15 protein-coding genes and 1 tRNA gene are annotated in these 20360 nt (G+C 58.1%); 6 read left to right on the forward strand and 10 right to left on the reverse strand.

The features are described from left to right. The first annotated feature begins 1 nt into the window (after position 1). From CFBP5499_RS19270 to CFBP5499_RS19290, 5 genes are read left to right on the forward strand one after another with little or no spacing between them, the layout of a single operon-like run. Positions 2–625, forward strand: coding sequence for a hypothetical protein (locus CFBP5499_RS19270; protein ID WP_080829237.1), 624 nt, complete (start codon positions 2–4; stop codon positions 623–625). After that, positions 622–1047, forward strand: coding sequence for a DUF6950 family protein (locus CFBP5499_RS19275; RefSeq protein WP_080829235.1), 426 nt, complete (start codon positions 622–624; stop codon positions 1045–1047). The genes CFBP5499_RS19270 and CFBP5499_RS19275 overlap by 4 nt, the downstream gene beginning before the upstream one ends. Before the next feature lies 1 nt (position 1048). Further along, complete coding sequence (locus CFBP5499_RS19280; protein ID WP_158523296.1) at positions 1049–3616, forward strand: phage tail protein; 2568 nt, start codon at positions 1049–1051, stop codon at positions 3614–3616. Beyond that, positions 3613–5154, forward strand: coding sequence for a hypothetical protein (locus CFBP5499_RS19285; RefSeq protein ID WP_080829232.1), 1542 nt, complete (start codon positions 3613–3615; stop codon positions 5152–5154). Before CFBP5499_RS19280 ends, CFBP5499_RS19285 begins: the two co-directional genes overlap by 4 nt. A gap of 2 nt (positions 5155–5156) precedes the next feature. After that, positions 5157–6929 carry a hypothetical protein gene (locus CFBP5499_RS19290; RefSeq protein ID WP_080829230.1) on the forward strand — a complete coding sequence of 591 codons (1773 nt, stop codon included), beginning with the start codon at positions 5157–5159 and terminating at the stop codon, positions 6927–6929. Positions 6930–7063: 134 nt separating this feature from the next. On the opposite strand, the gene CFBP5499_RS19295 is transcribed toward CFBP5499_RS19290, so the two are convergent. Further along, positions 7064–8059: a class I SAM-dependent methyltransferase gene (locus CFBP5499_RS19295; RefSeq protein WP_130932550.1), complete on the reverse strand. Its 996-nt coding sequence runs from the start codon at positions 8057–8059 to the stop codon at positions 7064–7066. A 458-nt stretch (positions 8060–8517) separates the two neighbouring features. Here CFBP5499_RS19295 and CFBP5499_RS19300 point away from each other — a divergent pair, with 458 nt between their 5' ends. After that, positions 8518–9027: a hypothetical protein gene (locus CFBP5499_RS19300; RefSeq protein ID WP_080829225.1), complete on the forward strand. Its 510-nt coding sequence runs from the start codon at positions 8518–8520 to the stop codon at positions 9025–9027. A 542-nt stretch (positions 9028–9569) separates the two neighbouring features. On the opposite strand, the gene CFBP5499_RS19305 is transcribed toward CFBP5499_RS19300, so the two are convergent. From CFBP5499_RS19305 to glmM, 9 genes are all read right to left on the reverse strand, one after another. Then, a complete protein-coding gene (locus tag CFBP5499_RS19305) occupies positions 9570–9905 on the reverse strand; it encodes a YbjQ family protein (protein WP_233284541.1) in 336 nt (111 codons plus the stop codon). 324 nt (positions 9906–10229) lie between these two features. Beyond that, positions 10230–10306, reverse strand: a tRNA-Met gene (locus tag CFBP5499_RS19310). Between the two features lie 135 nt (positions 10307–10441). Further along, positions 10442–11638, reverse strand: coding sequence for a tRNA 2-thiouridine(34) synthase MnmA (gene mnmA, locus CFBP5499_RS19315; protein ID WP_080829218.1), 1197 nt, complete (start codon positions 11636–11638; stop codon positions 10442–10444). A gap of 205 nt (positions 11639–11843) precedes the next feature. After that, positions 11844–13034 (reverse strand): OpgC family protein, encoded by a 1191-nt coding sequence (locus CFBP5499_RS19320; RefSeq protein WP_080829216.1) that lies wholly within the window; start codon positions 13032–13034, stop codon positions 11844–11846. 439 nt (positions 13035–13473) lie between these two features. Continuing rightward, a complete protein-coding gene (locus CFBP5499_RS19325; RefSeq protein ID WP_130932549.1) occupies positions 13474–14550 on the reverse strand; it encodes a Tim44 domain-containing protein in 1077 nt (358 codons plus the stop codon). 229 nt (positions 14551–14779) lie between these two features. Beyond that, positions 14780–16375 carry a phosphoglycerate dehydrogenase gene (serA, locus tag CFBP5499_RS19330; protein ID WP_006310291.1) on the reverse strand — a complete coding sequence of 532 codons (1596 nt, stop codon included), beginning with the start codon at positions 16373–16375 and terminating at the stop codon, positions 14780–14782. A gap of 83 nt (positions 16376–16458) precedes the next feature. Further along, a complete protein-coding gene (locus tag CFBP5499_RS19335; protein ID WP_080829214.1) occupies positions 16459–17637 on the reverse strand; it encodes a phosphoserine transaminase in 1179 nt (392 codons plus the stop codon). 213 nt (positions 17638–17850) lie between these two features. Continuing rightward, the gene (locus tag CFBP5499_RS19340) at positions 17851–18696 is read right to left on the reverse strand and encodes an outer membrane protein (RefSeq protein WP_080829212.1); all 846 of its coding nucleotides are present in this window, start codon (positions 18694–18696) and stop codon (positions 17851–17853) included. 188 nt (positions 18697–18884) lie between these two features. Beyond that, the gene (glmM, locus tag CFBP5499_RS19345) at positions 18885–20237 is read right to left on the reverse strand and encodes a phosphoglucosamine mutase (RefSeq protein ID WP_080829210.1); all 1353 of its coding nucleotides are present in this window, start codon (positions 20235–20237) and stop codon (positions 18885–18887) included. Positions 20238–20360: the final 123 nt, after the last annotated feature.

A 20360-nucleotide genomic window follows, 5' to 3' on the forward strand; every position in this document is an offset into this window, starting at 1 on the left:
CATGAGAAACCAACCTTTCGAAATCACCGAAATCCTCAACAACGTCAAAGACGACAGCCTGATCGACCGGAAGGCCGTCTGGATTGTCGCCAAGAACCGCCAGACCGGCGTGAAGGAAGGCCTTGGCGTCTGGAATGGCGATGAGGATGTTGGCCTGACTGTCATCGAGGGCGAGAACGGCACGACCGTGACGCGCCCCTATTATGGCGGCGGAAACTTGCTTCAGATCAGTGATATTCCCCGCGTTTCCGACTTCACCATCCAGACGGTGACGATCGACATGTCGAAGATTGCCGACATCGCCCGCAAGATCACCCGCGAATATGACGTGCACCGGGCCCATGTCGAAATCCACGACATCACCCTGCGTCCGGACACGGGCAATCCCGCCGCACCTGAAGAACCGATTTTCATGGGCATTGTCGATGGCGCGCCAATCAAGACGCCACGCATCGGCGGACAGGGCAAAGCCACGCTGAAGATCGTTTCGGAAGTCATGCGCATGCTTGGCCGCAGCAATCCGGAAAAGTCCTCCTATGAGGCGCAGCGCCTTCGCGACGGCGATGAGTTCTATCTGTACGCCGGCCAGATCGACACCTGGGAAATTGCGTGGGGGACGAAATGACCGAACTCAAGCGTCTGCCAGACTGGAGACGGCAATTCGAAACCGCGATCGACGACATCAAGGCAAAGCCGTTTGCCTGGTACGATCACGATTGCGGCCCCGGCCTTGCCGGCCGCCTCGTGAAAGCACAGACCGGCGTTGACATGACCGGCTTTGCCGTCGGCCGCTATCATGACGCCGCCAGCGCTGCCCGTCTTGTCCGCGAACTCGGTTTCGAGACGCTCGGCGCACTGGTCGCCTCGATGCTGCCGATCATCCATCCGAGTGAGGCCCGTGTGGGCGATATCGCCGCCATCGATGTCGGCGGCCCGATCGGCCATGCGCTCGGCGTCGTCAACGGCGAACGCATCTTCGTTCTCGGCGAAACCGGAATCGGCACGGTCGATCTGCTCGACGCTGCCATGTGCTTCAAGGTGGGTTAGAATGGCTTTGAAGCGCCTTTTATGGACACTCGCATTTCTGCTTTTTGCCGCGACGGCCGTTAAGGCCGCGCCGGTCGGCGGTCTGATCGCCGGTCTTGCCGGTTCGATCCTGTCTGCCGGCACTTTCGTCAAGCTCGCCATCGGCCTTGCCATCAACGTCGGTCTGTCGCTTTACCAGCAGGCGAAGGCGCGGCGTGAGGCCCGCAAGAACCAGCAGAGCACCGGCGGCGTCAAGCTCTCGATCCAGATGGGTGAAAGCAACCCGCGCTCCTACCTGATCGGCACAAGGGCGACGGCCGGCCGCCGCGCCTATATCAACAATTGGGGCGAGGAGGAAAACACCCCGAACGCTTACATTACCGAAGTCGTGGAGATTTCCTGCCTGCCGTCCTATGCCGGCCCGCAGGGAATGGACGCCGTCTGGTTCGGCGACACGGCTGGTACGATCCTCTGGAATGAGCCGCATCCGGACGGCAGGGGCTTTCCCATCGCGCAATATCGCCGGAACGGCGTTGACTATCTCTGGTTCAAATATCTCGACGGCTCGCAGACCACGGCCGACAGTTTCTTGCTGTCCCGCTTCGCCGGCCGGGCCGAGCGGCCCTACAGGGATACGATGATCGGCCGTGGTTGCCAGATCGTCATTGTTACCGCCCGTCGCCACGAGGAGCTGTTCCGCAACGGCTTTCCGCAGGGTCTTTATCAGCCGCGGCCGATGCGCCTCTATGACATCCGCAAGGACAGCAGCGTTGGCGGCAATGGCCCGCATCGCTGGAACGATCCCTCGACTTGGGAATCGAGCAATAACCTGCCGATGATGATCTACAACATCGCACGCGGCATTTATTACAATGGCCGGTGGGTTCATGGCGGCCGCAACTTTTCGGCCTACCGTTTCCCGGTCTCCTCGTGGATCGCGGCGATCAATGAAGCCGATCGCGACATGGGCGGCGGCCGGCGCCAGTTCCAGGGCGGGCTGGAAGTGTCGGTTGATCGTGACAGCCTCGATGTCATCGAAGATTTGCGTCTCGGCTGCAGCGGCAGGCTGGCGGAAGTCGGCGGCCGGATCAAGGCCCTGATCGGCGCGCCTGGCGCTGCCGTCTACAGCTTTACCGACAGGGAAATCGTCGTCACGGCCGATCAGGACTATGAGCCGTTCCCGACGGTTGCCGCCACCCACAACACCATTACCGGCGTTTATCCGGAACCGGCCCAGCGCTGGGCCGACAAGGATGCGGCGGAACAGTCGTCGCCCGAGCTGCTCGCGCGTGACGATGGAGAACGCCTGGCAGTCTCCTTCCGTTTCGACGCCGTGTTCATATCCGCCCAGGTGCAGTCGCTCACCTCGACGATGATCCTCGACGAACAGCGCTGGCGCACCCACGAACTGACCCTGCCGCCCAATGCGGCCGCACTGGAGCCGAACGACCCGGTTGCATGGTCGAGCGACGAAAACGGCTATTCGAACAAGAAATTCCTTGTCGTGCGGGCAATCCCGATGCCCGGCCGCCTGCAGCGCGTCGTCATCAAGGAAATCGATCCGTCCGACTATGACCCGCCGTCGATCATCGTGCCGCCCGTCATCGGCTGGATGGGCCCCGTGCCCGTTCCGCCGCAGCCCATGTATGGCTGGCAGGTGTTTCCGGCCACGCTTCCGGATGCTGAAGGCAACCCGCGTTATCCGACGATCGAGGTGCGCTGCGCGCCCAACCAGGACGATGTCAGCTATGTCCGCGTCCAGGTGAAACTGACCGCCACAGACGAGCTTGTCTTCGACAGCGGCGACAGCACCGTCATTTACGAGCCGCCTTATGCATGGGTTCTCAATGCCGTTCTGGCCGGCAATGCGGATTATCAGGCGCGTGGAAAATTCGTGCCGGCATCGAACCGGTCCACCGAGTGGGGCGGCTGGCTGCCTGTCCGGACGCCGAACATTGACGGCTCCGATATTACCGTTGGTCTCGGGCAGGTTCGTGACGATGTCAAAAACCGCATGAAGGAGCTGCAGCACCAGATGGACCAACTGGCGGGCATCGTTGAAAGCCTGTCGATGTCCGTCGCCACCAGCGACATGGACGCCAAGCTTGACCGTGACGTGATGCGATCGGAGCTGGGCGGCGCAGTCGCCAGCGTCATCGATGAGCGAGAAACCCGCGTGACAGCTGAAGGCGCCATGGCCCGCCGTCTTTCCGCTGTTCGCGCCGAGATGAATGACGTGGTGGCTGAAGGCTACCTTTCAATGAAAGCCACCACCATTGGCGACACTCTTGCAAACGTCGAATTTGCGGTGCGTGCCCAGAAGGGCGACCAGACGGCGCTCGGCGCATTCATCCTCGAAATCGTCAATCAGGGCGGCGTGCTGAAGGCGCAGGAAATCCATTATTCTGACCGATTTATCATCGTTGCCCCTGACGGCTCTGGCGGTCAGGGCGTGTTCACCTTCGACGAAAACGGCGCGAAACTCGCTGTCGCCAACATCGGTACGGTGCGCGCTGCCTACATGGAAGGCTACAACGGCAAGATGATGCTCGACCTCAACAATGGCCGTATGAGGGTTCGATCAGCATGACACAGCTTCACATCGGCTTGGATTACGAGGGCGTCGGCAGCGTCAAGATCACCAAGGGCGCCTATGACCCTGGCATGACCCATGACAACACGCTGGGCGCCTTCCTCTACAATTCGAAATTCGCCATCCAGGCGAAAATCGCCGGCCGCGACACCCAGCCCTACCGCGACGGGGATTACAATTATCCGCCAGGCGCCAGCAATGACAATTTCACGATGCGCAGCTGGCGTTACCCGAGCACTGTTGTTCAAAACCGCGTCTTCTACCGGGCGGCCTATTTTCCCGGCCTGAACTACACCCTGCCGCTGTTCGAAGTTCTCGTCCGCAGGATCACGGACAATTATTATGTCAATGCCCGGTCGATCCTCAGCAGCTACGGCCACGAAAGCCGGGGGGAGCGCATCGCCACGGTCATGCCGCTCAACGACCAGTCTGACTTTGGCTGGAAGCTCAACAACCGGACCATCGTTGATAATAATTACCGGACCTTCGGTGACCTCCTTCAGCTTTCCAATATCTTCGCCGCAGTCAACACGGGTAACTATAACTACCTGACCAACGAGCTCCTCGTGTGGAACCTGCCGGGTGACGAGGCGGGCATCGTCGATGCGCAGCCATTGCCTCCCAATCCGGAACACTTCGCCGTCAATCTCGACAGCACCGGCCTCAAGGTCGCAAAGCCTGGCTATAACGTCGATACGGCTTTTGGAACGCAGCTGGCTTTCGACAGCAGCAACCGGCCGACCAAGATCGTAGCGGCCGATGACATCGTTGTCCCCTCGGGCGGGTCGGAATATGCGCTGCCGATGGCTGTGCCGGATGGCACCATGTGCATCGTCAACTTCTACACAGGCAGCACGGTCATTTACCCCGCCAACCCGCATGACGCCCCGAGCGGCGCGGACTGGCGCATCGCTGGCGACCGGCTTTACTTCAGCAATCCGAACGGCGCATGCCGGGCGCGGTTCATGGTCGTTGCCTATGACCAGACGCCACCGACAGCCGGCAATAACGATGTCTTCCGCATGTTCACGGCAAATGGCGAGGACGTCATCCAGTTCTTGCGACCAGGCGCCGGCGATCCTCCCGCCTTTGCGGACATCATCGTCGACAGCCGTTGGCCCGCCATCTCGCTGCTCGCCCAGGGATACTTCGGCGTGGGTGGCGGTACGCAAAACACGGCTATTCCGATCGATACGACGAATTTCTATCCGATCGTCCGGTATATGACGGTGCATTCCGGCTACGGCGGACAGAACGGCGGCGATGAGTCTTACTCCAAGATGATCCGCCCGCCGATCACCGCCAGATACCGCCTCAACCATCCGAGCCTCGGCTTCACCTGGAGAGATTCCGGCGACAGCTCGTTCGTGACGATCCAGCCGAACGCAGCGGTGTTTACCACCTTCTCCGGCAATCCGGCCTATGCCCGCCTCATCGATAATGGCGGTGGCTCCTACACGGTCGCTTACAACTACCCCTCATCGCCGGTGATCGGCATTCGCTATTACATCTTTGGCATCCCGAAGAAGGACTGACCATGACCGCCCTTTACACCAGCGGCACGATTTCTCTCGTCAACGGCTCTGCCGTCATCACCGGCATTGACACCGCGTGGAAAACCGCCCTCATCGTCGGCGGCACTGTCCATGTCGAAGCAGAGGGCAATCCGCTCCCGATCCTGCCCGACGACAGCGCCGGCGCATCCGAGCACCCGATTACCGACACTGAGATGACGGCCGCGATCAAATGGCAGGGCCTGACCGGCACCTACAAATATGCGCTTGTCCGCGAAAACACCTACACCGAAGCGCAAGCCGCCAACTCGGTGAAGATTGCCGAGCTGCTGCAGCGGCTGAACCATCCGACAATTGCGGCCATCGCGGGCGTGCAGGGGCAGCAGGATCATCTTATCCTTCTGACCGGCGCCAGCACGGCGACGATCATTCCGCGCACTGCGCTCATACAGGGCATTGAAGCGGACGCGACCGTCGAGACGCCGGCAGGGCTCGCCACCTATGAAAGCGAAGCGGCCGGCTTCATCGTTCTGGTGTCGAACGCGGGCGATCAGCGGGCGGCGCTTTATTTCAAGGTAAGCGCCACAGCCGGCGACTGGTCCGATCCGGCTTTCCTGACAGGTGAAAAAGGCGACCAGGGCAATATCGGCCCGACTGGCATCCGATGGGCTGGCGTCTGGAACAACGTCGATGCCTACGCAAAAAATGACGTTGTCCGCAATAACAAGTCTGCATGGATTGCCCTGCGGGCAAACACGAATGTTGCCCCTCCAGTGCTCCCGACGGAAGCGAATGACGATTGGGAATTGTTCGCGCGCGCCGGCGTCGACGGAACTGGTGTAGGTGATGTGGTCGGCCCAGAAAATGCCATCGCTGGCGATTTCGTTCAGTTTTCTGGCACTACCGGTAAAGAAATCGGTACGGCACAAATGGGCTCGCCCGCTCTTGTTGGTCGAGTTTCCGCCGGGGTAGGCCCGGTTGAGCGGTTGACGGTGGCTCAAGTTCGAGCCGCCATCGGCATCCGCGACATACTGACTGAAAACCGGAACTACTATGTCCGAGCAGGAGGTAATAATGCAAATGCAGGCACTGAAAACACTGATGCTGGGGCTTGGGCTACGCTGCAATACGCGTACGATTTTATCGCTAACAAGCTCGACCTGAACGGGTTTGATGTAACTATCAACATGGCGGACGGTTATCACGCGGCGCCATTAACAGTCGCCAAGAGACTGCTTGGAAACAACCGTGTCTTCATACGCGGAAATGTGGCTAATCCAGCCAACTGTTTTCTTGAGGTGACAAACAACAATTGCATCGTAAATTCTTGTCCCGGCTTTACCGTGAACGTAGGCGGAGTGAGATTTTCGGCGCTCAACGTTGGGAGCTGCTTGTTTGCAAACGGCGGGGATATCCAGCTTGGCGCTAATAGTCTGTTTGCTGGTGCACTTGGTGGTGATCATTTTATCGCCATCAATGGTGGCACGATTTCTATAACCGCAAATTATACGGTCGCCGGCGGCTGCGTGAACCACTGGCACGCCTACGGGTTTGGGCAGATCATCTGCCAAAATGTAACGATTACTATTTCTGCGCCAATTGGCGTCACGAGATGGTGCGGAGTGGCGACCGGCCTTCTGACTTCTACTGGCTGTACGTTCACAAACAAGGCAAATGTAGCTGGAGCAACGTATCTCGTTCACAGGAACGGATGCGTAATTGTCGAAGGTGCCGGGGCAAATTACTTCCCCGGCACTATCGCGGGAACTGTCGCCACAGGCGGACAATATGTTTGAGTTGAGCTAATTCGGGACCTGGCATGATGCCGGCAGTCGCTTGAAGGGTGGCGCAGTGTTAGCGCCGTCTTGGTAACGGCCCCACGATGGAGGCAGGGGCGGTGAAGCCCGCTGATGCTGACCTCATAAGCCAATTAGCGCCGCATCCAGAACGCTCCGCCATCAATACCGGTATGGGACACAAGTGAGTCAGCAAGAATGGTTGATGCTTCACCTGAAACGCTGACATGACATACAGGGAACTCGATCGAGCCGCCGCCCATGCCGCCGAAGATATACGCCAGCAGCAGGTACTGCTCGTTATAAAAGCGATCAGACCAGTTGGGCGGATAATCGTACGGAATGAAAATGTCATGAATCCCGAACAATATCCCCCGTGGGAGCGCTGGAAGTATCTCTGTAAAAAAGACAGTCACATCGGATCCCTGAAAACTCCGATGGCTATTGTCTATGAAAAGAATATCATCAGGCCGTAATCTGGAGAAAATCGAAGGATCAACGTCCTCGCATTTCTGACGAATAACTTCGTCGCACAGCTTGTCGATATCTGCGCGAGGTTGAGGGTCTATCGAAACTATTTTTGTCCTCAGCCCGTGATCTTCTATGGCCTTGCGGACAAATTTAGTAGAATTGCCGGATCCAACTTCCATGTAGATCGACGGATTATTTTTGACGATCAGGTAATAAAGGGACGCACCATCCAGCCCCTCAAACCAGCCGTTTGTCCAATACGGTGTGATATCCTCTGGCGAGCCGTGGGTCGGGATCTTCTTTAGCCATTCTGAGAGATCATTTATTCCAGCTAGGTGAGACTGATACAAGCTACGACCCTGATCAAGAATATCTATTAGCTTCTTGCCGGCACTGCCTTTATGCAGCTCACGGCGTTCGGGTTTGTAGGTGTAGTCGAACACAACATGACCATCCAGTACGGATGACTTTGGCGCTTTCAAAACGTCGGCCAAGTTGGTGACGTTATCAATTAGAGTCGTCATGCCGTCGTTCAGCGCGACTTGCCCGTGTTCGATTGAGCGCACTGAAGTCGACATTCCGCTGATTTTGGAAATACTGTCCACGTCGATCGTAGACATATTTCGGATCGCGCGTTTCAATTGTTTCAAGCTTGGCATGGCTCCCCCCCAAACACATGCGCCGGTCGCATCAACGCCCGGTTGATTTCTCTGAGATGGTCTTATTACCTAGCCTTCGGGGTAAGGCAAGTGAGAATGAGGCGGCGTTCTCGACTGTCAGCTGGATGGAGCACGTCAGGCGCAGGCGGCTGGATGCCGATCGTTTACGGCGGCATTCCCTGTGATGCCGTCAATGACGACGCCAATTCTTCATACGGATTCTCTCCGGCCTTTGGCGGAGCAGCCCCGCCCGCAGCTGCTGTCAACTGGCTCCAGCGCTGCATCATCATCGAAGGCCTTGTACCGCGTCTCGGGCTGGTAAGGCCCCAAAATATGCGAATGGCCATCCGGTACTGACCGGGTGGCCCGTTTGCTACCGAGCAGCCTTACAGCTTGCAGGCTGTCGCTTCGCCGTTAGGATATCCCCGTTAATTCCAGCTATTTGGGGGTATCAAAGCATGACATTAAACATCAAATCGACGACCATTAGGAAAGCCAAGATAGGATCGCTTATTCGGTTCGACCACGACAATAGTTCCTATCTCGCTATTGTTTGTGAGCATGCTAGCCAAACGTCGAGGCTGGTCACAATTGACCTGCACAAAAAATCTTTTCGCCATGGAGAACTATCTTTCGACCGCGACGCCCTAGATCTCGGTAGCAATTGGCTCCTCGAACCGGCCAACATTGCCTATAGGTTTGTCGACGGCACTGAGGCGGTGAAGCAACAAGGACTTCTGACGTTCAGTGAAACGGGTGAGCCGGTTCTATCAGTCTATGATCATCGGCAGCACAATGATCTGACCTTCTTTAATTTAAGATCGGGGGAACCGGAGCGAGCAGTTCAGCACGTTGGGACAGCGACTGAACATTGGGTGTTGTGGGCAAGTGAGCTTGACCGGAATGGCACCCACCGTGAGCCGCTTTTTGTTTCGCCCATACTTGGAGAACCTAACGGTAAAAACTGAATGGCCGGCTGGCTGCGACATGTGCGTGGCGCATCCTCAAAATGCCCATTTAAACGGTCATTAAGAAGCCCTCAAAACATCCTCAACGCGGCCTCAAAACCGCGTTGAGACTTTAAGGAGAGACCAATGGACCCGCAGCGGACGACGACATCGAGAAGTCTATCGCAGTTGCTATGGCGGTCGTGCCGAGGACCTTCCGAAACGGGTTGGGTGGAAAGGGTGTCCGGCACCGGCGGGAACCGACTGCCACCAAGGAAGTCGCGATCGTTGTCACTCGATATCTCGGGCACACCTACACCTTCTACGAGGATGCCAGTGCGGTCGAGAAACGCGACGTGGAAAGCTTCCTAGCTGAAGCGCTGACCGCTGTGCCAGACGATCTCGCAAGACCTTTGCGGACAAGCTCACACTCTATTCAGAGTCGGCCCGCAATGAGATCGCGGCGCGGTTGGCAAAAGCTCTAGCCGACAAGTGGTGGTGGACCTACAAACCCAGCGATGCGATCCACCTCAGGCACATGTTCGGAAGTGATGACGCCTAGGCTAGTCTAGTGGTTTCAGTGAGACGGCTGTGCCAGTAGCTGCGACAAACAGTATCCCACCAGGACCGCTGGTGTTGAGTTGATTGTAAGTAAAATCGACAGCGATCACGGCATCTGCCCCAACCTTCACCGCTTCTTTTTTTAGGCCTTCGATGCAGGCTTCCCGCGTCTCTCTAAGAGAGTTTTGAGATGTTTCCGATCTCCCGCCAACGAAATCGCGCCAGTTGTTGGCAATGTCTTTGAACACATTCATGCCGATCGCCGTCTCCGATGCGACGATTGAGATCACCTTCTCGATTGCGCGATTTGGTACATCGATAGACGTCGTAAGGATCATTCGGTCCGTTAGGACTTGAAGCTGTTTGGACTTCTCGCGAGACTCACAGTCGACGCAAAACTCCGTGCCGCTGATCCAATATTCCGTCCCGCAACTCTTACACTTCGGCATGAAATACCCCCCTAGCCATTTTTATGGATCGGACCATACCGATGACAGTGTTGGTGGGTAAAGAGGATGGGTAGAGAAATCCCTTTTCAAGTTTTGACACGCAAATCTGGAAATTTCAGAAATTCCGATTTCTCGTGTCAAAATTCCGAAAACGCGCTACAGGGTACACAGGTGTACGCAGTCCGTAGATTTGATATATATTTATGTGAGGAATGGTAGCGGGAGAGGGACTTGAACCCCCGACACGCGGATTATGATTCCGCTGCTCTAACCACCTGAGCTACCCCGCCACAGGGGAAACGTGACAGTCATGTGACTGGCCGTTCCATCAGGATGAGCGGCTTATAAGGTGCCGCTCCCCAAAGTGTCAAGCGCAAGATGCGCAAAAAATTCGCTTTCCGCATCGCTGCAAAAAGCGAATGGTTTCAGGCGGCAACCGGCTTTTCCAGAAGCGCCTTCAGCGACGCCTCGGCATCCGCCGAGCGTTCCGAACGGTCGATGAAGCCGCCGCCGTAAACGCGGGCATCAGCACCCGGCGCGGAATAGAGCACGCACGCCTGGCCGGGGGCGACACCCGCCTCACCGGTCATCAGATCGACATAGATGCCGTTTTCATCCGCATGCAGAACCGCTTCCGTCGGCGGGCGGGTGGAGCGCACCTTGGCGAAGCAGGCAAAACCCTGCCCGGCATCGTCAGCCAGTTCACCGTCACCCAGCCAGTTCATGTCACGCAGATAGACGCGGCGGGTTTCCAACGCCTCACGCGGGCCAACGATGACCCGGCGGCCCCGTGCATCGAGATGTACCACGTAAAGCGGCTCGCCCGTCGCAACGCCGATGCCACGGCGCTGGCCGATCGTATAGTGCACGATGCCATCGTGGCGGCCGAGCACGCGGCCATCCAGATGCACGATATCGCCCGCCAGAGCCGCATTCGGCTTCAGCTTGTTGATGATATCGGTATATTTGCCCTGCGGCACGAAACAGATGTCCTGGCTATCGGCCTTCTTGGCCACCACAAGCCCCATCTCTTCCGCCAGCGCCCGTGTTTCGGCCTTGGAGAGGCCACCCAGCGGAAAACGCAGATAATCGATCTGCTCCTGCGTCGTCGCAAACAGGAACCAGCTCTGGTCACGGTCGCTGTCGATCGGGCGATAGAGCGCGCGACGGCCCTCCTGGCCAGAGACAGGATTGGGGCGCGAGCGGATATAATGGCCGGTCGCCAGCGCATCGGCGCCCAGTTCCTGCGCGGTCGCCAGCAGATCGGCAAATTTTACCGTCTGGTTGCAGGCGACACAGGGGATCGGCGTTTCGCCCATCGCGTAAGCTTCGGCAAAGGGATTGATCACGGTTTCGCGGAACCGCGCTTCGTAATCCAGCACATAATGGGGAATGCCGAGCGTTTCGCAGACCCTGCGCGCATCGTCGATATCCTGCCCCGCGCAGCAGGAGCCGGCGCGGTGCACGGCAGCGCCATGGTCGTAAAGCTGGAGCGTAATGCCGAGGACATCATAGCCCTCGCGCTTGAGAATACCGGCCACCACTGAAGAATCGACGCCACCGGACATGGCGACAACGATCCGGGTATCTTCCGGCCTCTTGTCAAAATCGAGCGTATTCACGTTTTTTCCCATCGTCAGTCATAACGGGGGTAAAGGCCCCGCCGCCTGTCGGTCATCCGCTAAGGGAAACTGGCCATCAATCGGGCCGTCTTGCCTCGCCATCCTGCGGATTTAAGGGCTGCATATAGAAAGGAATGGCCGCGCACGCAAGTACGAGGCGGAAAACCGCCCCGTAAAGCCGCCAGATTCGGATCATGGCAAGCCTTTAAGCGCCGGCCGTCTTCTGGCCGCTATTGCCAATCCACTTGTCGCGTTCCCGCCAAAGGGCAGGCAAGGCCAGCAGCCCGATAGCCGTGAAGGCGATGAGCGTCTTGTTGAGCTGCGAAAGCTCCGCCGTGCGGCCATCCAGATAATAGACGCCGTAAACGATCGCCACATGCCAGACATAGACCTGAAGGGAATGGCGGCCCAGCAATTGCAGGAACTTCAGCGACAGCACCCAGATCACGCCTTCGGCGATAGAGCGCACGAGTGGACGGTGGTGATATGGGCCCGCAATCACCAGCCAGGTGAGGCCCACGCCGACCGCGAGGAAGTTGATGAGGTAGACCGGGCCAAAATCGGCGCGGATTTCCATGGTAGAAAATTTGCCCATCATGAATTCCGGCATCATGCCCCAGGCGGTGGCGATGCGCAGCGGCATGAAGAACAGGCAGATGAGAAGCGCCGCTTTCGGCAGCCAGGTGTGCTCAGGCGAGAAAATCTTCTTCCACGGGATACGGTTCTGCGCCGTCATCGCGCCCATCACCAGCGCCGAATAGAACACCAGCTGCCAGCCGAGCAAGTTGAAGCTGACCCGGATGCCCTGCTCATCCGCACCCTTGACGAGTTCGTTGAGCGGGGTGGTCACGATCTGCTGCAGGCCAAGCTGACCAGCCATCCAGACCAGCATGGAGCCCGCCATGACATAGGCCCACTTGCCGTCGAGGCAGAGCTTAACGAGAACAGGCGCAAACAGCATGTAGACGATATATTGCGGCAGAATATCCATGAAGGTCGGCTGGAAGAGGAATGTCGCAATGGCCGCCAGACGCAGCGGATCATCGAACGTCGTCATACCAAGCCAGTTGTACCAGATGTAGGGCGCATGCGGGATGACCATGCGGAAGAACAGCACGGCAATAACGAGGCCCATCGCATAACGATAAAGCTCCATTGCCCGGTTCCAGATCATCTGCTTGCCGGCGTCATAGCCGTATTTCATCATCTTGCGCGCATAGACCATGCCGATCAGGAGGCCGGACAGGAACACGAAGCCCTGCGCATCCTCGACAAAGGCAAACTGTCGGTGATTGATTTCCACCAGCCAGAAGCCGCCGGCAAACACCAGATGGTTGATCAGCATGAAAACGAGGAAGTAACCGCGCATCCCGTCGATCAGGTCAAAGCGTTTCATCTCGATAGCTCTCCGTTCTCACAGGGCCTGCATTGCCCGGCCACCCAGCCCGGCTTGTGGGAGGCCTGGAATTGGATTGTCAACGCTGTTTTGCGCCTGAGGTTCCCTTTCCAAAGCGGTTTAGGTCAGGCGCGAAAAGTCACATTGACGTGTGTGCCCCGTGGTTAGGACGTCGGGACTGAATGATGGATGAATAAAAAAAGGCAATTCCGTGAAGCGATCGAGCCATGCGCCGGTAACATGCCGCGACGAACAGGGCCCAAAGCCTTGCATGGCAAGGCGAAGCCGACATTGCCGCCGAGAACCGGCGGAGATATCACCCGTTAGATTTATCAGTCACTTTTTTGCCAAGGCAAGCCGTGGTCATGGCCCCAACAAACAAAGGCCCGGAGGTTGGCGAACCTCCGGGCCTTTCATTCACTAGACTGCACCTGTCGCCTCAGGCGGCGGCCTGAATGGCGGCAACCTGCCAGTTGTCGTTACCTGGGCGGCGCACGAAGGTCCACATTTCCACCGCTTCGGACGGATGCTGCTCGTCACCCTCGATCACCTTGCCGGAGGTGCGGTCGCGCATCACGTCGATGGCAGAGTAGCGCATGGCAACCGTTGCGTAATCCTGTCCCTCTTCGTGCCAGGCTTCGGCAACGTCGCCCTGCAGCAGCGTCACGTCGCGGACGTCGTTTTTCACGCCGCTGGTGGCATTGTCGCTCAGTTCCTCGGCGAGATAGGACATGGCTTCCGGCGTCGTCAGCTTGCGCAACGTGCCGTAATCCTCCGCACCATAAGCAGACTGAACATCTTGCAGCATCTTCTGGAAGGTTTCGAGGTCACTCTGGGTAATGCCGATCTCATCGCCTTCCGACACGGCATTGGCATGCGGCACCGGTTTGGCGGTGGCGGCAGTCGCAGCCGCTGCACCGCCCGCAGCACCGGCAAGCGCGCCAATCTTCGGGATCTTGAACGAGGATGCGGAAGGACCTGCCTGCGAACCACCGTTAAACGAGGAACCGGAATGATCCGTGCGCTGCGATCCGGCAGCAGAACCATAGGCCGGTTGGCCCTGACGGCGCGAGGCGAAGAAACGCATGGCGAGCATGACCAGACCGCCGATAAGCAGTACCTGCAACAGCATGCCGAAGAAACCGGCCATGCCGCCAAAACCGCCGCCCATCAGCATGCCGAACAGACCGCCCATCAACAGGCCGCCCATCAGACCACCCATCATGCCGCCGAACAGGCCGCGGCTCTGCTGCGGCGCCTGCGCGCCCGGCCGTGCCGGCTGGGCTGCACCCGGTGTTGCCTGGTTGGTATTCGGCGTCATGCTGCGGTTGATCGGCGCCGTCTGTCCGGGGGCTGTGCTGGTCGAAGGCGGCGTTGAAAACGTCCTTGTGCCACGGCTACCGAAACCGCCGCTCGCACGGCGTGCTTCCGCCATGTCTACGGCAACGAAAGACACCGCGATACCGAGCGCGGCGACTGCGAACAAACCCTTGAAGCGCCGAAAGGCAGCAAACATCACTATCTCCTGTTGGCCGCCCTCCCATGAGCAGCATCTCAGCAGGCGATATAGCAACTCATGATCATCATTTTTAGACCACTCGGCTTAAATTTTTTGTGATATGCAACCAAAGCGCGATACCGGCTTGTACCATTACGAAAGCTGGCGGCCAGAAAAGCGAAAAACCCGGCACAGGGTCTCCCCTGTACCGAGCCTTATTGTCCCCTTGGGAGGAACGATAGCTTTATTAATCGACGTTGAAAGTCAGCGGCTTGACCTGGCGGATCGCCGAGTTGGCGCGCAACTTGTCGAGCACCTCTTCGGAAACCGGACCATCGACATAAAGCAGCGCGATGGCGTCCCCGGCTTCCTTTTCACGGCCGAGTTGGAAGTTGGCGATGTTGACGCCAGCCTCACCGAGCGTGGTGCCCATGAAACCGATCATGCCGGGAACGTCGGTGTTGGTGATGTAGATCATGTGTGATCCGACATCGGCATCCATGTTGATGTTCTTGATCTGGATGAAGCGTGGCTTGCCATCCGAAAACACCGTGCCGGCAACCGAGCGGATCTGGTTTTCTGTTTTGACCGTCAGCTTGATGTAACCATCGTAAACGCCGGTCTTGTCGCGCTTGACTTCGGAGAGGATGATACCCTTTTCCTTGATCATGACTGGTGCGGAAACCATGTTCACATCGGCAACCTGGCTGCGGATGAGGCCGGCCAGCAATGCACTGGTCAATGCCTTCGTATTCATGTTGGCGGTTGCGCCGTCGTAAAGAATTTCGATTTCCTTGGTGGCGCTTTCCTGCACCTGACCGACGAAAGAGCCGAGAACATCCGCGAGACGAATGAAGGGCTTCAGGCGCGGTGCTTCTTCCGCCGTGATCGACGGCATGTTGATGGCGTTGGAAACGGCACCCTTGACGAGGTAATCCGACATCTGCTCGGCAACCTGCAGGGCAACATTTTCCTGTGCTTCCGTGGTCGAAGCGCCAAGATGCGGCGTGCAGACGACGTTCGGCAGGCCGAAAAGCGGGCTTTCGGTAGCAGGCTCGACTTCGAATACGTCAAAACCAGCGCCAGCGACATGGCCGGACTTGATGGCTTCGGCAAGAGCAGCCTCATCCACCAGACCGCCACGGGCGCAATTGACGATACGCACGCCCTTCTTGGTCTTGGCGAGGTTTTCGGCATTGAGGATGCCGCGCGTCTTGTCGGTCATCGGAACATGCAGGGTGATGAAATCGGCCTGTGCCAGAAGCTCGTCCAGCTCAACCTTGGTCACGCCCATTTCCTGCGCGCGCTCCGGCGACAGGAAGGGATCGTAGGCAAGAACATGCATCTTGAGGCCAAGTGCGCGCGAGCAGACGATGCCGCCGATATTACCCGCACCGATGACGCCAAGCGTCTTGCCGGTGATTTCGACACCCATGAACTTCGACTTTTCCCACTTGCCGGCCTGCGTGGAGCTATCGGCGGCCGGAAGCTGGCGCGCGACGGCAAACATCAGCGCAATTGCATGTTCGGCAGTGGTGATGGAGTTGCCGAAAGGCGTGTTCATGACGATGATACCGCGGCGAGAAGCAGCCGGAATATCGACATTGTCGACGCCGATGCCGGCGCGACCGATGACCTTGAGGTTGGTCGCAGCTTCGATCAGCTTTTCGGTCGCCTTGGTGGCGGAACGGATAGCCAGACCATCATAATTGCCGATGATTTCGGCAAGCTTGTCCTTGTCCTTGCCGAGCTTCGGCTGGAAATCGACTTCGACGCCACGATCACGGAAAATCTGGACGGCGGTTTCCGACAGTTCGTCGGATACGAGTACGCGAGGTGCCATGGTTCACGGGCTCCTTGAAAAGCGGTGCAGTTTTGAAAGCGGGGAATGTGCGGCCCTGCATCAGCGCAGGGCCGGTATCAAAATCAGGCGGCAGCCCTGGAAAGTGCTGCCTTCTGCGTCTGGTAGGCCCAGGCGAGCCAGGGCATGACGGCTTCCATATCGGCCGTCTCGATGGTGGCGCCGGCCCAGACGCGCAGACCGGACGGTGCGTCGCGGTAAGCGCCGATATCGAGGGCGACATTTTCCTTTTCGAGGAGGGCGACAACGCCCTTGGCGAAATCGGCCTGTGCGGCGGCATCCAGCGCCTGTACGTCGGGATCAACGATCTTCAGGCAGACGGACGTGTTGGAGCGGGTTTCCGGCTTGACGGCCAGGTTGGCGATCCAGTTGTTCTTCTCGATGAACTCGTAGATGACCTTGGCGTTGGCATCGGCACGGCCGATGAGTGCCTTCAGACCACCGAGATTCTTCGCCCACAGCAGCGCGTCGATATAGTCCTCAACGCAGAGCATGGACGGCGTGTTGATGGTTTCGCCGGTGAAGATGCCTTCGATCAGCTTGCCGCCGGAAACCATGCGGAAGATTTTCGGCAGCGGCCATGCCGGCGAATAGCTCAGCAGGCGATCAACAGCACGGGGCGAAAGGATGATGACGCCATGGCCGCCCTCACCGCCCAGAACCTTCTGCCAGGAGAAGGTGACGACGTCGAGTTTCGTAAAGTCCATCTCCTGCGCAAAGGCCGCCGAGGTGGCGTCGCAGATGGTCAGGCCTTTCCGGTCGGCAGGAATGAAATCGGCATTGGGAACGCGGACGCCAGAAGTCGTGCCGTTCCAGGTGAAGACCACGTCACGGTCGAAATCGACCTCGGCGAGGTTCGGCAGCAGGCCGTAATCGGCCTCGAACTTGCGGACGTCCTTCAGCTTGAGCTGCTTGACGACGTCGGTGACCCAACCGGCACCGAAGCTTTCCCAGGCGAGCATATCGACGCCACGTTCACCAAGCAGCGACCAGAGCGCCATTTCAACAGCGCCGGTGTCGGATGCGGGAACGATGCCGATACGATAATCGGCGGGAACATCAAGAATTTCACGGGTGAGATCGATGGCCTGCTTCAGCTTGGCTTTGCCAACCTTGGCGCGATGCGAGCGACCGAGCGGTGCATCGGAGAGAGCATCTAGCGACCAACCGGGGCGCTTCGAGCAGGGACCAGAAGAAAAATGCGTATTGCCCGGACGAACGCCCGGCTTCACTATATCTGTCATTTGACTACCCTTTCAGATAGGCGCCTCTCGTTAGGGAGAGGTGTCCTGACGCCGTTGCTATTCCTGTCGCCGACCTCAGTCAAGCGGAATATGTCGCTGCGCAGAAGAATTTTGGTCCATATGCGTCATGCGCCGCGCCAGATGCCGCAAAAAACAAAACCGCCCGCACCCGGAGGATGCGGACGGTTTGAAACTACCAGCAGGGCGTGACGTTTATTTGTAAACGGCAGGCTGCAGCGGAATATCGGCAGGCGGCATGTACTGCGCGGTATCGCAGCCATTGAAGACATAACGGCCACCGACACGCACTTCGTGCGAATAAAGGCCCTTGTCACGGCCCGGACCGCCATTATTCTCGTAACCGAACATGTCACCCTTGTTGATGTGGCGGAAACGATAGCCGACATCCGCCTTCAGGTTACAGGTAACGTCAATGGAGGCGCCGGCCATCAGGGCGTAGGCGAAGCGCCACTTGCCCTTGCCGCCATGCTCGGTGGTCGGATCGCAGCCGAGGCCGCTTGTGCTGCACGAGGTGTTGCGCAGCTTGTCCCATTTGACATAGGAGCCGCCGATGCCGCCGCCGACATAAGGCGTGATGCGACCGTAAGTTCCGAGATCGACATAGGCATTCGCCATGAGCGTATAAGCCCGCAGCGCACTGAGGTCCGCCGAGACACAGGGACCGGTAACGGAGCCGCATTCACCGCTCGTTGAACCACGGAAATCCGACTTACCCATATAGTCAAACGTCACGTCACTGCGAAAATAGTTGTTGAACTGATAACCGACACCGGCACCGATGATATAACTATCCTTCATCGTCGCGGTGTCAAAATCCCTCAGATCACCACTCGGTCCACCCTGATAATAATGGGCGCCGCGCAGCTTGTTGAAGGAATAACCAACATCGCCGCGCAGATACCAGCCGCTTGCCTGGGTGATCGCAACCTCGGGTGCCTCGACATAGGCAGGTGCTGGCTCGGCTTGATAAAGATCGGCAGCAATAGCACTGGTGCCGGTCAGCAGGACGGCCAGAAATCCGGCCAGGGCGTTTTTCATGACTTCCACTCCAGAAGAGGCACGTGCGTTTTCGGCAGCAGATGCCAGTGAACTGTTCAGTCATGGAGATTGACGTAAAATGGTTAAGTCCCGATTAACCACGATCATTCACTATATTTATTAGCGAATACTAAAAGAAAAAGCCGACCTCGGGGCCGGCTTCTTTCTTTCGTCACTGTTGCGGCAACTCACGCGGCCGAGCGGGCGCTGGAGATGACGCCGACGAGATCGTTGACGATCTTTTCCACCTTCGCACTGTCGTCGCCCTCCGCCATGACGCGGATCAGCGGCTCCGTGCCGGAAGGACGGATGACGAGGCGGCCATTATTGGCCAGCGCACTTTCCGCATCGGCAATCGCCTGCAGCACGACGGGATTTTCCAGCGGCTTGCCGCCGGAAATGCGCACATTCTTCAAGAGCTGCGGCACAGGCTCAAATTTGCGGCACACTTCGCTAACGGTGAGGCCGGAGCGCTTGACCTTGGCGAGAACCTGCAAGGCCGCGACAAGACCGTCGCCGGTCGTGCCATAATCCGAGAGCACGATATGGCCGGACTGTTCACCGCCGACGTTGAAATTGTGGTTGCGCATATGCTCGACGACATAACGGTCACCAACCTTGGTGCGGGCAAGGGTAAGCCCCTTGTCTCCCAGGAAACGTTCCAGGCCGAGATTGGACATGACGGTCGCGACGATACCACCGCCGCGCAGCGTGTTATCGGCGGCCCAGCTATCGGCGATAACGGCCATCAGCTGGTCGCCATCAACGATCTCGCCGCGCTCATCGACGATGATGACCCGGTCCGCATCGCCATCGAGCGCGATGCCGATATCGGCCCGTACCTCATGCACCTTCTTCTGCAGTGCTTCCGGGTGGGTCGAACCGCATTCGAGATTGATGTTGATGCCGTTCGGCTCATTGCCGATGGTGACGACTTCCGCGCCGAGTTCCCAGAGCGCTGCGGGCGCCACCTTGTAGGCAGCACCATTGGCGCAGTCGATGGCGATCCTGAGCCCGCTCAGCGTCACATCACGCGGCAGGGTGCGTTTGACGAATTCGATGTAGCGATAGATATCACCATCCACGCGCTTGGCACGGCCGATTTCGGCCGGCTTGGCCAGCTGGGCATAGATATCCTTGTCGAGAAGATCCTCAATCTCCAGCTCCAGCTCGTCGGAGAGCTTGTAGCCATCGGGACCAAAAAGCTTGATGCCGTTATCGGAGAAAGGGTTGTGCGAGGCGGAGATCATCACACCGATATCCGCGCGAAGCGAGCGGGTCAGCATGGCAACGGCCGGCGTTGGGATAGGGCCGAGCAGGAAAACATCGAGACCGGCTGCGGTGAAACCCGCAACCAGCGCATTTTCCAGCATGTAGCCGGAAAGGCGCGTATCCTTGCCGATCACGACACGGTGGCGATGATGGCCGCGACGGAAAATCGTCCCGACGGCAATACCCACGCGCATCGCCAGGTCAGGTGTCATGGGAAAGACGTTCGATTGTCCGCGGATACCATCGGTTCCGAAATAACGGCGTGCCATTTGAACTCCAAATCTCTCGGGCATTCCGGCGAAAGATAAAAATAGCCGGAAGCGTTTTTGGCTAGATGCCACAAACCACGATAAACAGCACGTAAATTACCGCAAAAATGGCTTATATCTTGT

It is taken from the genome of Agrobacterium tumefaciens (assembly GCF_005221325.1).
GTDB lineage: Bacteria > Pseudomonadota > Alphaproteobacteria > Rhizobiales > Rhizobiaceae > Agrobacterium.

Coding starts and splice junctions, on each gene's coding strand:
- CFBP5499_RS19270 (WP_080829237.1), top strand. CDS start 2: ATGAGAAACCAACCTTTCGAAATCACCGAAATCCTCAACAACGTCAAA.
- CFBP5499_RS19275 (WP_080829235.1), top strand. CDS start 622: ATGACCGAACTCAAGCGTCTGCCAGACTGGAGACGGCAATTCGAAACC.
- CFBP5499_RS19280 (WP_158523296.1), top strand. CDS start 1,049: ATGGCTTTGAAGCGCCTTTTATGGACACTCGCATTTCTGCTTTTTGCC.
- CFBP5499_RS19285 (WP_080829232.1), top strand. CDS start 3,613: ATGACACAGCTTCACATCGGCTTGGATTACGAGGGCGTCGGCAGCGTC.
- CFBP5499_RS19290 (WP_080829230.1), top strand. CDS start 5,157: ATGACCGCCCTTTACACCAGCGGCACGATTTCTCTCGTCAACGGCTCT.
- CFBP5499_RS19295 (WP_130932550.1), bottom strand. CDS start 8,059: ATGCCAAGCTTGAAACAATTGAAACGCGCGATCCGAAATATGTCTACG.
- CFBP5499_RS19300 (WP_080829225.1), top strand. CDS start 8,518: ATGACATTAAACATCAAATCGACGACCATTAGGAAAGCCAAGATAGGA.
- CFBP5499_RS19305 (WP_233284541.1), bottom strand. CDS start 9,905: ATGATCCTTACGACGTCTATCGATGTACCAAATCGCGCAATCGAGAAG.
- CFBP5499_RS19320 (WP_080829216.1), bottom strand. CDS start 13,034: ATGAAACGCTTTGACCTGATCGACGGGATGCGCGGTTACTTCCTCGTT.
- CFBP5499_RS19325 (WP_130932549.1), bottom strand. CDS start 14,550: ATGTTTGCTGCCTTTCGGCGCTTCAAGGGTTTGTTCGCAGTCGCCGCG.
- serA (WP_006310291.1), bottom strand. CDS start 16,375: ATGGCACCTCGCGTACTCGTATCCGACGAACTGTCGGAAACCGCCGTC.
- CFBP5499_RS19335 (WP_080829214.1), bottom strand. CDS start 17,637: ATGACAGATATAGTGAAGCCGGGCGTTCGTCCGGGCAATACGCATTTT.
- CFBP5499_RS19340 (WP_080829212.1), bottom strand. CDS start 18,696: ATGAAAAACGCCCTGGCCGGATTTCTGGCCGTCCTGCTGACCGGCACC.
- glmM (WP_080829210.1), bottom strand. CDS start 20,237: ATGGCACGCCGTTATTTCGGAACCGATGGTATCCGCGGACAATCGAAC.